This window comes from Moraxella bovoculi (assembly GCF_000988745.2).
GTDB lineage: Bacteria > Pseudomonadota > Gammaproteobacteria > Pseudomonadales > Moraxellaceae > Moraxella > Moraxella bovoculi.
In genome coordinates, this window is sequence record NZ_CP011381.2 from 1817749 (window position 1) to 1831272 (window position 13524).

Annotated in this window: 13 protein-coding genes; 8 read left to right on the top strand and 5 right to left on the bottom strand. The window is 48.0% G+C overall.

What is annotated here, in order from left to right; all coding sequences use genetic code 11:
- The first annotated feature begins 33 nt into the window (after window positions 1-33).
- From AAX10_RS08420 to AAX10_RS08430, 3 genes are all read left to right on the top strand, one after another.
- Complete coding sequence (locus AAX10_RS08420) at window positions 34-435, top strand: hypothetical protein (protein ID WP_046700369.1); 402 nt, start codon at window positions 34-36, stop codon at window positions 433-435.
- An 86-nt stretch (window positions 436-521) separates the two neighbouring features.
- Entirely contained in the window at window positions 522-2234 is a 1713-nt protein-coding gene (locus AAX10_RS08425) for a SulP family inorganic anion transporter (RefSeq protein WP_046700370.1), read from the top strand.
- 132 nt (window positions 2235-2366) lie between these two features.
- A complete protein-coding gene (locus AAX10_RS08430) occupies window positions 2367-2696 on the top strand; it encodes a protein tyrosine phosphatase family protein (RefSeq protein ID WP_036365687.1) in 330 nt (109 codons plus the stop codon).
- 57 nt (window positions 2697-2753) lie between these two features.
- Here the strand turns inward: AAX10_RS08430 and AAX10_RS08435 are convergent, their stop codons facing one another.
- On the bottom strand, window positions 2754-3506 hold the full coding sequence (locus tag AAX10_RS08435) for an RluA family pseudouridine synthase (RefSeq protein WP_046700371.1): 753 nt from the start codon (window positions 3504-3506) through the stop codon (window positions 2754-2756).
- Between the two features lie 186 nt (window positions 3507-3692).
- On the opposite strand from AAX10_RS08435, the gene trxA reads away from it, so the two are divergent.
- The 3 genes from trxA (at window position 3693) to AAX10_RS08450 (ending at window position 6248) form a co-directional block, all read left to right on the top strand.
- A complete protein-coding gene (gene trxA / locus AAX10_RS08440) occupies window positions 3693-4013 on the top strand; it encodes a thioredoxin (RefSeq protein ID WP_046698645.1) in 321 nt (106 codons plus the stop codon).
- A 233-nt stretch (window positions 4014-4246) separates the two neighbouring features.
- A complete protein-coding gene (rho, locus tag AAX10_RS08445) occupies window positions 4247-5515 on the top strand; it encodes a transcription termination factor Rho (RefSeq protein ID WP_036365682.1) in 1269 nt (422 codons plus the stop codon).
- A 331-nt stretch (window positions 5516-5846) separates the two neighbouring features.
- On the top strand, window positions 5847-6248 hold the full coding sequence (locus tag AAX10_RS08450; protein WP_046698646.1) for a hypothetical protein: 402 nt from the start codon (window positions 5847-5849) through the stop codon (window positions 6246-6248).
- Between the two features lie 99 nt (window positions 6249-6347).
- On the opposite strand, the gene AAX10_RS08455 is transcribed toward AAX10_RS08450, so the two are convergent.
- The 4 genes from AAX10_RS08455 to AAX10_RS08470 all read right to left on the bottom strand — a co-directional run bounded on the left by AAX10_RS08455 (window position 6348) and on the right by AAX10_RS08470 (window position 11285).
- Complete coding sequence (locus AAX10_RS08455) at window positions 6348-6635, bottom strand: hypothetical protein (RefSeq protein WP_046700372.1); 288 nt, start codon at window positions 6633-6635, stop codon at window positions 6348-6350.
- 113 nt (window positions 6636-6748) lie between these two features.
- Window positions 6749-9535, bottom strand: a complete 2787-nt coding sequence (gene secA / locus AAX10_RS08460) for a preprotein translocase subunit SecA (RefSeq protein WP_046700373.1) — start codon at window positions 9533-9535, stop codon at window positions 6749-6751.
- A 73-nt stretch (window positions 9536-9608) separates the two neighbouring features.
- Window positions 9609-10895: a glutamate-1-semialdehyde 2,1-aminomutase gene (gene hemL / locus AAX10_RS08465; protein ID WP_046700374.1), complete on the bottom strand. Its 1287-nt coding sequence runs from the start codon at window positions 10893-10895 to the stop codon at window positions 9609-9611.
- Between the two features lie 51 nt (window positions 10896-10946).
- Window positions 10947-11285, bottom strand: a complete 339-nt coding sequence (locus tag AAX10_RS08470; RefSeq protein WP_046700375.1) for a zinc ribbon domain-containing protein YjdM — start codon at window positions 11283-11285, stop codon at window positions 10947-10949.
- A gap of 161 nt (window positions 11286-11446) precedes the next feature.
- Between AAX10_RS08470 and ygfZ the strand changes: the two genes are divergently transcribed.
- Window positions 11447-12166, top strand: a complete 720-nt coding sequence (ygfZ, locus tag AAX10_RS08475) for a CAF17-like 4Fe-4S cluster assembly/insertion protein YgfZ (RefSeq protein WP_046700376.1) — start codon at window positions 11447-11449, stop codon at window positions 12164-12166.
- Complete coding sequence (locus AAX10_RS08480) at window positions 12159-13478, top strand: D-amino acid dehydrogenase (protein WP_226997765.1); 1320 nt, start codon at window positions 12159-12161, stop codon at window positions 13476-13478. The genes ygfZ and AAX10_RS08480 overlap by 8 nt, the downstream gene beginning before the upstream one ends.
- Window positions 13479-13524: the final 46 nt, after the last annotated feature.

The following is a 13524-nucleotide window of genomic DNA, read 5'->3' on the forward strand; positions in this document are numbered from 1 at the left end:
ATTTTTATCTTTTATTCATTTTTAATAATTGTTATGAAAAAAATCCTATCACTAGGCGCATTGGCTGCCATCACCGCACTGACTGGCTGTGCCACCACGAGCAACATCGCGCCACAGTACGTGAACCCAAACAACTACAACAGCCATGACTGTGCTTATCTTCAAAGTGAAGTCGCTCGCGTGACCAACCTGGTCGAAAAAACCCAAAACCAACAAACACCACTATCAGCGACAGGTGTAGGCATTGGTATCGCAGGGGGTCGTGGTGGCATCTACCCGAGCATCAGCTTTGGCATAGGTTCGGGCAGCTCAACTCGTGCCGCGCGCATCAACACACTTGCCCGCCTATACGGTGAGCATGATGCCATGGTCATCGCTGCCCGTCAAAAGAACTGTGCATTTGCCCAAAACATCAAAATCTACGGCGAAAAATAATCCAAAACATCAAAAATCATAAAAATTTTTTGACAAGTTATTCAAAATCGCCCAAAATAAGCCGCATCTATTGTGGCTTATTTTTTATGATGTCTATTCTTCCCAACTGGCTTGGTACACTGCGTCAAAACCCAAAGCTCATCGGTAACGATCTGATGGCAGGGCTAATGATGGCGGTATTGGTGATTCCTCAGAGCCTAGGTTATGCAGCACTGGCAGGACTGCCACCCATCATGGGGCTATACGCATCCATCGTCCCGACTCTAGTGTATGCTTATCTTGGTGCAAGCAGCATCAATGCAGTAGGCCCTGTTGCCATCACTGCGATCATGACATCCAGCGCGCTGTCTGGCTATGCCACAGGTAGCGTACAGTATGTGACTTTATCCATCACGCTTGCCATGATGGTGGGCGGAATATTGTGTCTAGCCAGCATCCTAAGGCTAGGCTGGATCATGCAGTTCGTCAGCCGCGGCGTGTCCTCAGGCTTTATTAGCGCGGCAGCGGTACTGATCGTCATCAGCCAACTAAAAAACCTCATCGGCGCGCCCATAACAGGCGGCAGTCTCATCGACATCATCAGCAGCCTATCGAACACTTCCATCGCCATTAAGCCATATACCGCCCTATTAGGCATCGGCGCACTCATGATTTTATTGGTCAATCGCTACGTTGGTGCGCTGTGGGCATGGCTACCCAAGGCACGGGCAGACTTTGCCAAGCGGCTTGTGGTAATCATCGTCACGATACTCTCCATTATCCTTGCCACACGCCTTGGATGGGGCGCACTTGACATTCGATTGCTTGAGCCTTTGCCTACTGGATTGCCTGCGTTTAAGTTTTTGCCGTTATCACTTGGCATCCTGTTAGACCTACTACCATCGGCATTATTAATTTCGCTCATCGCCTTCATCTCAAGCTCTGCCATCGCCAGCAATTATGCACGCACCCATCAGCAGCCTTTTGATAACAACAAAGAGCTGCTAGGCCTAGGCTTTGCTAACATCGCCAGCAGTGTCACGGGGGGCTTTACGGTTGCGGGAGGTCTGTCACGCACCAGCCTGAACATCAGTCTTGGTGCCAAGACGCCCTTTGCATCGATCGTGTGCGCGCTTGGCATTCTATTTATTTTGTTGTTTTTTGGGCAGCATTTGGCAGGCCTGCCTTATGCGGTGCTGTCTGCCATCATCGTAAGCTCCGTACTGTCGATGATTGACATACAGACCCTAAAAACCGCCCTAAAACACGACAAGGCAGATGCACTATGTCTGGTGCTATGCTTTGGAGCGGCGATTATCTTTGGGCTTAATATCGGGCTTGTGGTTGGTCTGTTGGTTAGCTTTGTACTGATGATCTATCGCTCGCACCGCGTGAACATCGCCATCCTCGGACAGCTTGGTAATAGCGAGCATTTTCGCGACATCTCCCGGCATAAGGCGACCACCTTTGATAATCTACTGATGGTGCGCATCGATGAGAGCCTGTATTTTGGTAATGCACTGACCATCCATGAGACACTGCGAAAGCTCTACTATGAGCACCCAAAGGCCAGTGAGGTTATTCTTATCATGACGGCAGTGAATCACATCGATCTAACCGCCCAAGAGATGCTCTCATCCTTCAATCAAGAAATCCAAAGCCAAGGCAGACGCCTACATCTGGCAGAAGTCAAAGGCCCTGCCATGGATGTTCTAAAGGACAGCGAGCTCTTTAAGCACCTGTCTGGCGAAGTATTCTTAAGCACCAAGCTGGCTGTAGATAGATTAAAATACCAAGGCGATGATTGGTGCGGCATGTGATGGTTTATTCCTAAATTTTGAATTCTTATCAGAAATTTTAATTTTAGGAATAAGCTTATGCGCAATCAACATTGAATCAACCAAAAAATTTCGCTAAGATAATCGCATCTTTTACTAATCTGGATGATAACAATGAACACCCAAACCATCACTTTATATAAGCAAATCCACCCCTGTCAATGCCAAACCTTATCAACGCTCGGCTTTAAGAGTATCATCAATCTACGTTTTGATGATGAGTGCGATAATCAGCCTAAGGCAGCAGAATTAGGGTTAAGCGCAAGCAGTACAGGACTAGAATATCGCCACCTACCTGTGGATGTTGGGAACCTGCCCTTCGATGTCGTGCAGCGATTTGCCCAACTGATCAATGAGCTGCCCAGTCCTGTGATGGTGTTTTGTGGCACGGGCAGCCGCGCCAAGCGCATTTATCAAAGCGCAGTGGTGAGCGGCCTTATCTAGGCTGATAATTGATTAATATAGAAGACCGCACATGGCGGTCTTTATTTATAAAAAACCTTAAAAATTCACTTCACTTTCCCAGTCCATCCACACCCCATGCATAGGATGCTTTAGGCGAAGTTTATGGGCATGCAGGTTTAGACGTGGCGCGATCTGCAGCGCTGTGCCTGTGGCATAGATGGGATCGCCAATCATGACATGCCCCAGATGCACCATGTGCACTCGCAGCTGATGGCTTCTGCCTGTGATGGGCTTTAGCGCGACTCGGGTCACCGGATGTGAGACACCCTGATCATCGGTGCGCAGCTCATGATGCAGCACTTCATAATGCGTAAGCGCACTCTTATTCCAGTTCATGTCCACAATGTGACGCGGCTTAGTGCTGGGCTCGTAACGCACGGGCACATCGATGATGCCTTTTTTGCCATCTTTGGCGATCGTGCCGAAGACGACTGCTTGATATTCCTTGGTAGGAATGCGCTCGATGAACTGCTTTGAGATGTGAGTCTGCGCCGCCTCATGCTTGGCAAAGATGATCAAGCCCGATGTATCCATGTCCAGCCTATGTATGAGCTTGATGTTAGGATTTACCTTAAGCAGCCGCGACTGCAAGCTAACCTTTAACACTCGCCCATCCACACTCAGGAGCCCCGCAGGCTTATCCCCCACCCAGATGTCCTCATCTTCATAAACGGTGATGGACTGGATAAATTCCCTAAAAAATACATCTGAGCGTACCTGCTCATCAGCATTCATCTTGGCAATGGCTTCGTCATTTAGGCGGTCGTGGCGTTCTTGGGCGTGATTCATGATGGCGTTTGATGAAGTTAATCAGGATAATTGGCAAATTTAATGAAACAAAGTCTGCCTTTTTATAAAAAGTTTGCTATTATAGCACAAACAGATGCAGCGATTTGACATTCAACCATCTTGAAAAATCCCCAAGCATCTCCATATATTTACCAAATTAACCAACCAAATAAGGCAGGAACAATCATGTCAATCATCAATACCACAGACGCTAATTTTGACCAAGACGTACTTCAAGCCGATAAGCCTGTGCTTGTAGATTTTTGGGCCGCTTGGTGTGGTCCTTGTAAAGCCATCGCGCCAACCCTAGAAGAGCTTGCCGATGACTATGCCGGTCGCGCGCAGATCGTTAAAGTTAATGTCGATGACAACCCTGAAGTTGCGGCACGCTTTGGCATTCGCAGCATTCCAACGCTATTCGTCTTCAAAGGCGGCGAGAAAGTAGACACCATCGTTGGCAGCCGTCCAAAATCAGAATTCGCTGCACTGCTTGATAAGCACCTATAAGCGCATTCACACCACAAAAAAAGACTTGTTTTGCAAGTCTTTTTTTTGTTTTAGTTCTTTAATACTCTTGATTTTCGGGATAAAAACTCGTATCATTATGCGCTAGCCGTTATCCTGTAAAAAAACACCACTCCCAACGGCATTCTCAATATCAAATCATTAACAGATTTTTTCGGTCAAGCATTCGCAAGACCGCTCAACTTTTCATGATTAATTTCTCCTAAGACCTATCCATGAATCTAACCGAACTCAAAAGAAAGCCAGTCGCCGAACTGCTCGCCATCGCTGAGCAAATGGGACTTGAGAACATGGCTCGCAGCCGCAAACAAGACATTATTTTCGCCATCCTAAAAACCCACGCCCGCAACGGTGAGCCCATTTATGGTGATGGTGTGCTAGAAATTCTGCCTGATGGCTTTGGATTTTTACGTTCATCTGAAGGCTCCTATTTGGCAGGCCCTGATGACATCTATGTCAGCCCAAGCCAAATTCGCCGCTTCAACCTCCAAACCGGCGACTCAATCGCAGGGCAGATTCGCCCACCCAAAGAACAAGAGCGATATTTTGCGCTACTGAAGGTCAGCGAGATTAACTTTGATACGCCGGATCGCAGCCGTCATAAGCTGATTTTTGAGAACTTAACACCTCTGTTCCCCACCAAGCAGCTCACACTTGAGCAAGGCAACGGCACCACCGAAGACCTAACCGGTCGCGTGATTGATCTCATCGCCCCCATCGGTAAGGGTCAGCGCTCCATCATCGTAGCGCCACCCAAGGCAGGTAAGACCGTTCTGCTACAGAACATCGCCCAAGCCATCGCCAAAAACCACCCTGAATGCTATCTAATCGTCCTGCTCATCGATGAGCGCCCCGAAGAAGTCACCGAGATGCAGCGCACCGTACGCGGTGAAGTGGTAGCATCCACCTTTGATGAACCGCCACAACGTCACATTCAAGTCGCTGAGATGGTCATCGAAAAAGCCAAACGCCTGGTTGAGCACAAGCAAGATGTCGTAATTCTATTAGACTCCATCACCCGTCTGGCGCGCGCCTATAATACTGTCATTCCATCGAGCGGCAAAGTACTGACAGGTGGTGTGGACGCCAATGCACTCGAGCGTCCGAAACGCTTCTTTGGTGCGGCGCGTAATGTCGAAGAAGGTGGCAGTCTGACCATCATCTCAACCGCGCTGATCGACACAGGTTCGAAGATGGACGGGGTGATCTTTGAAGAATTTAAAGGCACGGGCAACCAAGAGATTACCCTTGAGCGTGATTTGGCGGAGCGTCGCATATTCCCTGCCATCAACATCAAAAAATCAAGCACTCGCCGTGAAGAGCGCCTATTAGATGAAGAGACTCTGCGCCGTGTCTGGGTTCTGCGCAAGCTGCTACAACCGATGGATGACTCTCAAGCGACTGAGTTTTTACTTGACCGCCTAAAAGACTCTAAGACAAATGATGAATTTTTTAGCAATATGACCAAAAAAGCGTCCTCCTAAGTCACCAAAAATCCTTGACTTGAAACGGTCATAATTCTATGCTATTATAAAATGCTGTTTTAAACGAAAAATTCTCGATTATATGGTGGATTTTTAGGCGTCTTGAATAGAAATTCGATACTTAGCAAGCAATTAGAAATATTTTGTTACATTTTTTTGATTTTGCTAAAAAATATCATTTTTTATTTATGCTGAATTACTATATAATTTGCGATGCAGTAAAGTACTTCAGGGATTTTTTTGCAACAAGGCGAGAGCAATCCTTTGTTCTCGCCTAGTGCCATTAAGAACTGTAATACAATTGCTAACTTACTATTCTATGGAGATCACCATGAAAACTAAACTATTTCTATCTGCTCTAATCGCTTCTCTAGCTCTAACTGCTTGCTCAAAGCCAGCTGAAGAAGCTTCTAAAGCTGCTGAAGAAGCACAAGCTGCTGCAAACGAAGCACAAGCTGCTGCTGACGCTGCTCCTGCCGACGCTGCTGCACAACAAGCTGCTGACACTGCACAAGCTGCTGCTGACACTGCTGCTACTGCTGCTGTAGACGCACAAGCTACTACTGGCGCTGCTGCTGAGCAAGCTGAAGCTACTGCTGAAAACGCACAAGATGCTGCTGAAGAAGCTGCTGATGCTGCAAAAGACGCTGCTGATAAAGCTGCTGTAGACGCTGCTATCGCTCCTGCTGCAGACGCTACTGCTACTGCTACCACTGAGACTAAGACTAACTAATTCGTCTTTTCTTAAAGCACATAAAAGGAGAACCTCTTTGGTTCTCTTTTTTTATCTGTTGTATTAATAATTGCATGCTATCACATATTTGTCGTGTGACTAATTAGTGGTAACTTCCTCATCCACGGATTCGATAGGTACTGCCTCAGTATCGCCCTGCTCTACTTCCGCTGATGCGTCAGATTCCAATACATCGCCTTCAACGGGTTCAGTTACTAGCGGATCTTGAATGCTCGGCTCAGTTGTGATGATCGGATCAGCAGGCTCAGCAGACATCGGAACAGTTTCTACTTCTGCAGACTCTTCTGTAGTCGCCTCTTTTTTATCACCACAGCCTGTCATCATAACCACAGATAATATAGGGGTCAGCCAAATTAGTTTTTTCATTGAAACACTCTTAAATTCATCAGATATTGTCAATGATAGTTTTTATCATTGGTAGTTGATTCACACAATATATCACAAAAAATAGACAGGTAAAGACCTGTCTATTTAAGTTTTTACGATAGCTTGCCATGGCATTGCTTGTATTTTAGTCCACTACCACAAGGACACGGCGCGTTACGATTAATGTTTTCGGGTATAACCACATCTTTTTCCGCCATACGCGCTGCTTGTTCTGCGCTCACACCAGCTGCACTTAATGTGAAGGTGATGTTTTGATTTGATGCTGCGCGATGTTCGCGTGGTTCGCTCGTCTCTTCGTTGGCTTGGTTATGCTCGAACTGCATGCGCATCTGCTCGATTTGGCGACGACGCTCTTCTTCTAGTGCAGCAAGCTCTTCAGGGGTTGGTACATGAACACGCGCCAAATCCTGAACGATGTCAGATTTAATTGCGCCAAGCATTGAGCGGAACAATTCAAAAGATTCACGTTTATATTCTTGCTCAGGGTTCTTCTGAGCGTAGCTGCGCAGATGAATGCCTTTACGAAGCTGATCCATCTGAGTAAGATGCTCCTTCCAGTGACGATCTAAACTCTGTAGCATGAAATGACGCTCAAGCTGTGCCGCACTGTCTTCGCCCATCTGCATACGTCTGTCTTCGTAGCGTGCGATTGCGGTACTGATGATCTTATCGCGCAGACCTTCTTCATCAAGGCGGCGATCTGCATCCAGCCAATCATTGATCGGCATGTAGAATCTGAACGCGTCTTCGATTTCATCTTCTAGGCCATCGATATTCCACTGATCATCCACTGAACCTGCTGGCACGAACTGATTAATCAGTGCATTATAGACCTCATGATGCATCTGTTTAATAGATTCTTGCAAGTCAGCTTGCCCTAACAAGTCATCGCGCTGCCCATAGATGACCTTACGCTGCTCATTCGCCACATCGTCATATTTGAGTAGGTTTTTACGCGCATCGAAGTCACGCGCCTCAACCTTACCCTGCGCACCTTCGATTGAACGAGAGACCATCTTATGCTCGATCGCTTCATCTTCTTTTAAACCCATCGCACGGAACATATTCATGACACGATCGCCAGCGAAGATGCGCATCAGGTCGTCTTCTAACGATAAGAAGAAACGCGATTGCCCCGGGTCGCCTTGACGACCAGCACGACCACGCAGCTGGTTATCGATACGGCGAGATTCATGACGCTCTGAGCCGATGATGTGTAGACCGCCTGCCGCTTTTACCGCTTCGTTCTTATTTTGCCAATCGGCTTGTAATTGCGCTTTTTGCTCTTCGGTCAGCTCATGCAGATTATCAATCTGAGCTTGCCAGTTACCACCTAGGATGATGTCTGTACCACGACCTGCCATGTTGGTGGCGATGGTTACTGCTTGTGGGCGACCCGCCTGAGCGATGATCTCTGCTTCGCGCTCATGCTGCTTGGCGTTTAGGACGTTATGAACGATACCTTCTTGATCCAGTAGGTACGACAGCTCCTCACTTGCCTCAATCGTTGCCGTACCGACCAGCACAGGTGCGCCCTTGGCGGTGATTGATTTGATCTCTTTGATGATACCTTGATATTTACCAAGCTTGGTTAAGAAGATCTGATCGTCCATGTCGATACGAGCAATTGGACGATGTGTTGGGATGATAACCACATCAAGATCATAAGTGGACTTAAATTCTGCCGCCTCGGTATCCGCCGTACCTGTCATGCCAGACAGCTTGTCATACAGACGAAAATAGTTCTGAAAGGTGGTGGTTGCCATCGTTTGGTTTTCGGCTTGAATCTCAACACCTTCTTTGGCTTCTACCGCTTGATGCAGACCCTCACTCCAGCGACGGCCAGGCATGGTACGACCCGTGTTCTCATCAACAATGATGACCTCGCCATCTTGGACGATGTAGTGAATGTTCTTAACAAAAATGTGGTGCGCACGGATCGCTGCCTGCACATGCGCCAGCAATGGCAAACGCGCAGGACTGTACAGACTCTCATTGGCGCCAAGCTCACCCACCTCAACCAAGAATCGCTCGATCTTCTCGTAGCCTTTTTCACTGATCTCAATGGCACGGTTCTTCTCATCAATCCAAAAATCGCCGTCTTTATTATCTTTATTCGCCTCTTCATCTTCAGAGCGAGTCAGGCGAGGCACGATGGTGTTAATCAGTGCATACAACTCGGCTGAATCTTCTGCTTGACCTGAGATGATGAGCGGTGTACGCGCCTCATCAATCAAGATACTGTCGATCTCATCGATGATACAGTAATTAAGCGGGCGCTGTTTTTTCTCGGCAAGGCTAAACACCATGTTATCACGCAGATAGTCAAAGCCGTATTCGTTATTCGTGCCGTAAGTGATGTCAGCGCGATAAGCCTCAAACTTCTCCTGTGGTGGCTGTTGGCTGTAAATCACGCCCACCGTCAACCCCAAAAAGCCAAATAACGGACGGTTTAGCTCGGCATCACGCCCTGCCAGATAGTCGTTCACCGTGACGACGTGCACACCCTTACCACTGATCGCATTTAGATAAATGGCAAGGGTCGCCATCAAGGTCTTACCCTCACCGGTCTTCATCTCGGCAATCTTGCCTTCATGCAAAGTCATACCACCGATGAGCTGCACGTCATAGTGGCGCATGCCATTAACACGAATGGACGCTTCACGACATACCGCAAAGGCTTCTGGCAGGATGCTATCTAGACTCTCACCCTGTTGATGGCGCTCTTTGAATTCAAAGGTTTTTTGGCGCAGCTCTTCATCGGACAGCGTCTGAATCGTAGGTTCATAGGCGTTGATTTTTGCGACAATTTTGCGCATGCGTTTGAGCTCGCGCTCATTTTTAGTGCCAATGACACTGCCGATAATTTTACTTAACATGAATGTTCCAACAAATTTAAATTTTTAACTATATAATGATAAACAGAACAAATACAAGAAAAAATCATTTTAATCACAACGATGCAAAGACTTCATCCGCCGCCGCCAGCGTCTTTTTAATGTCATCATCAGTGTGCGCAATCGACATGAACGCCGCCTCAAAGGCAGAAGGCGCAAGATAAATGCCACGTTCTAGCATGCCGTGGAAAAACTTATTAAAGCGTTTGGTGTCGGCGCATGCCACGTCATTAAAGTTTTTGGGTAATTCTTTGGCAAAAAACAGCCCAAACATACCGCCCACATGACAGCTTGCAAAATCTATACCGTGTTTGCCCGCCAGTGCTTGCAAGCCGTTTACCAGTTTGGCGGTTTTGGCGGTTAATTCTTCATAAAAACTCGGACGAGTTAATTCATCAAACATCGCCTTACCTGCACGCATGGCTAAGGGGTTGCCAGACAGTGTCCCTGCTTGGTAAACACCGCCCAAGGGAGCTATACATTCCATAATCTCACGCTTACCGCCAAATGCTCCCACAGGCAAGCCAGCCCCGATGATTTTGCCAAAGGTGCTAAGATCGGGGGTAATGCTAAAATGATGACTTGCTCCACGCAGTCCCACACGAAAGCCCGTCATCACTTCATCAAAAATTAAAACCGCCCCGTGCTTGGTGCAAAGCTTACGCAGGGTGTTATGAAACTCTTGGCTTGGGACAACCATGTTCATGTTACCCGCTATCGGCTCTAAAATCACGCACGCAAATTCATCGCCAAATTTATCAAAGGCGGATTGCAACGCATCAATGTCATTATAAGGCAAAGTTACAGTATGCTTGGCAAAGTCGGCAGGCACGCCCTGAGATGTCGGCTCGCCAATGTCTAGCATGCCAGAACCTGCCTTGACAAGCAGGCTATCTGAATGCCCATGATAGCACCCTTCAAATTTGACAATCTTATCTCGCCCTGTGTAGCCACGAGCCAGACGAATGGCACTCATGGTCGCCTCCGTGCCTGATGACACCATGCGAACGAGCTCAATGTGCGGGATGATGTCGGCAATCAAATCCGCCATCGTGGTCTCAAAGGGCGTGGGAGCCCCAAAGGACAAGCCGTCATCGGCAGCCTTTTTGACCGCATCAATGACTTTGGGGTGAGCATGACCTAAAATCATAGGTCCCCACGAGCCAACGTAGTCGATGTACTCACGCCCTTGGGTGTCGTACATATACGCTCCCTTGGCACGGCTTACGAACACAGGCGTACCACCCACCCCTGCAAAGGCACGCACGGGCGAGTTTACACCCCCCGGAATGTGGCGTTTGGCTTTTTCAAATAAGACTTGGTCGGCAGTAAGTGTCGTCATGGAAGTTCCTTGTTATTTGATTTTATGAATGCAGATAGAAAGAAAATAGAACTAGGCTTTTTTTACCACGCTGGATTTTAGTTTCATTGCACCAAAGCCATCGATCTTACAATCAATGTCATGATCGTCTGGTGCGTCATGAATCAGGCGGATGGATTTGACTTTTGTACCTACTTTGATTGGCGTTGATGAGCCTTTGACCTTCAAATCCTTAATCACAGTTACGCTGTCGCCATCATTTAGCACGTTGCCCACTGCATCCTTAATAATAGGCATGTCATCCGTGTCTGCATCTGCTGACCATTCATGCGCGCACATTGGGCAGATCAAGAGATCGCCATCAGCATAGGTGTAGTTTTCTTCGCATTTTGGGCAGGCAGGTAGATTCATGATACATCCTAAATAGAGCTAAAATTATGAGCGCCTAGTATAGCAGATTTTGCGAATTTTTTGTTGATACAAAATGTTAATCTTGCCTTGAAAATGCTACAATGACAACCATAGCATAACTGCTTTTTTATTTATTTCACAACAAACGATAAGACACAATCATGACAACGACAATCCCCACTTTTGAGCAAGTCACCCTAAGCGGTAAAGACGCCACCAAATTCTTACAAGGTCAATTAACCATCAATGTCGAAAAATTAACCGATGATTTTTCGCCCTGTGCCATCAGCGATTCAAAGGGTCGCGTGCAGTTTGGGCTATGGGTAAGACGCATTGACGATGAATCTTTCGCGCTCGTCACCTCAGCAGACTGCATGAGCGATCTGACCGCACACATCAAAAAATACGGCGCATTTTCTAAATTCACCCAGTCTGATGTCGTGCCCATTTATCCTGCTATAGAGCATGGTCAGCCGGCCTTTAGTGATGATGCCGATCAAGCCGATGCTCAGAATTGGGCAAGCTTAAGCATCCAAACAGGCAACTATTGGATCACCAAAGCAACCCAAGGACTGTTCCAACCCCAAGAGCTGCGCCTACACCAGCGTGGAGGCGTGGACTATGATAAAGGCTGCTATCTAGGGCAAGAGATCATCGCCCGGCTGTGGTTCAAGGCAAGCCCAAAAGCCTACCTGCACCGTATCTCGCTCACAGAACAGGCAAATGACGGCGATAAACTTGGCAAAGTACAAATCGTCAATAGCGTACCTACCGATGGTGGTTTTGACGCCCTAGTCATTGGCTCGCCTGAGAATGTAGCGGAAATCGGGGGGATTTTACCCTTGCCCGATAAGCTTATGGGTGATGTGGCGCGTGGCTAATACCAATAAGCCAACCGTTACGGTGCTCGGTGCGGGCGTTACGGGTGTCACTAGCGCTTGGTATCTGTCTCAAGCAGGCTTTGATGTAACGGTCATCGACCGCCAAAACCTGCCCGCCATGGAGACCAGCTTCGCCAATGGTGGTCAGATCTCAGTATGCCACGCTACGCCATGGGCGAATCCCAGCACCCCTCTAAAAGCCCTAAAATGGCTCAGCCAGCCCGATGCGCCTCTGCTTTATCGCATCAATGGCAACATAGAACAGATGCGGTTCATCTATAGATTCTTAAGAGAATGCACCGCCAAGCGTGCCGACGCCAATCTGGTGCAGATGGTCAATCTGGGGCTTTATTCTCGCGATGCGCTAAAGGATCTGATGGCGCAGTTGCCATTGGCATTTGAACAGCGGCTACAGGGCATCATGCACTTTTATACCAGTCATGCAGAATATCAATCCGCAATCACGCCCACGCAGAGAATGCAGACATTAGGCTGTCATCGCACGCTCATCAGCCCCGATCAAGCTCGGCACATCGAGCCTGCACTTGGCATGCTGGGTGATGCCTTAGTGGGGGCGACTTATACTGATGCCGATCTGTCTGGTAACGCTCATCTATTCACCCGCAAGCTCGCCAAGCACTGCCAAGCGCAAGGCGTCAACTTCCTACATGATACGCGCATCGATAGCATCCATCAGACCAAAGGCACCATCACCCATCTGACACTAACCCACAAAGACAACATCATCACCCATAAAAGCAACCATTATGTCGTCTGCCTGGCAAGTCATGGCAAGGCATTACTTGATGCGATTGGGGTGTTTTTACCGATTTTCCCTGCTAAGGGCTATTCAGCCACCTATCAGGTGCTTGATGGCGCTCGAGTACCACAAGTCAGCATGATCGATGATGAATATAAGCTCGTCATGAGCCGCTTTACCTCCGATCAGCGCGATGTGCTACGTGTGGCAGGTACGGCAGAATTTAACGGCTATAATACAAATCTTGATGAGACACGCTGTCATGCCTTGACGCGCCGCGTTCGATCTGTGTTCGGCGATGCGTTAAGTTATGATGAGCCAAATTACTGGACAGGACTGCGCCCCATGACACCGTCCAATGTGCCACTCATCGGACAGGCGCACTTCGGGCAGGTACGTCACGGCTCGACAGGGGAGACACTGGATAATCTATGGCTGAACACAGGTCATGGCACGCTTGGCTTTACGCATGCCTGCGGCTCCGCGAAAGCATTGACTCATCTCATGGCGGGCGACGAACCTGATCTGATGTTTGATTTTGTTGGCACATAAGCAAAATAGCACAATAAATTTACCAGTCAGATGTGCCCAGCCAATC

Bases quoted from the DNA above. Each gene is read 5' to 3' on its own strand.
- secA (WP_046700373.1), bottom strand. From the start codon at position 9,535: ATGTTAAGTAAAATTATCGGCAGTGTCATTGGCACTAAAAATGAGCGC.
- AAX10_RS08430 (WP_036365687.1), top strand. From the start codon at position 2,367: ATGAACACCCAAACCATCACTTTATATAAGCAAATCCACCCCTGTCAA.
- AAX10_RS08420 (WP_046700369.1), top strand. From the start codon at position 34: ATGAAAAAAATCCTATCACTAGGCGCATTGGCTGCCATCACCGCACTG.
- rho (WP_036365682.1), top strand. From the start codon at position 4,247: ATGAATCTAACCGAACTCAAAAGAAAGCCAGTCGCCGAACTGCTCGCC.
- AAX10_RS08450 (WP_046698646.1), top strand. From the start codon at position 5,847: ATGAAAACTAAACTATTTCTATCTGCTCTAATCGCTTCTCTAGCTCTA.
- ygfZ (WP_046700376.1), top strand. From the start codon at position 11,447: ATGACAACGACAATCCCCACTTTTGAGCAAGTCACCCTAAGCGGTAAA.
- AAX10_RS08455 (WP_046700372.1), bottom strand. From the start codon at position 6,635: ATGAAAAAACTAATTTGGCTGACCCCTATATTATCTGTGGTTATGATG.
- AAX10_RS08470 (WP_046700375.1), bottom strand. From the start codon at position 11,285: ATGAATCTACCTGCCTGCCCAAAATGCGAAGAAAACTACACCTATGCT.
- AAX10_RS08435 (WP_046700371.1), bottom strand. From the start codon at position 3,506: ATGAATCACGCCCAAGAACGCCACGACCGCCTAAATGACGAAGCCATT.
- AAX10_RS08425 (WP_046700370.1), top strand. From the start codon at position 522: ATGATGTCTATTCTTCCCAACTGGCTTGGTACACTGCGTCAAAACCCA.
- hemL (WP_046700374.1), bottom strand. From the start codon at position 10,895: ATGACGACACTTACTGCCGACCAAGTCTTATTTGAAAAAGCCAAACGC.
- trxA (WP_046698645.1), top strand. From the start codon at position 3,693: ATGTCAATCATCAATACCACAGACGCTAATTTTGACCAAGACGTACTT.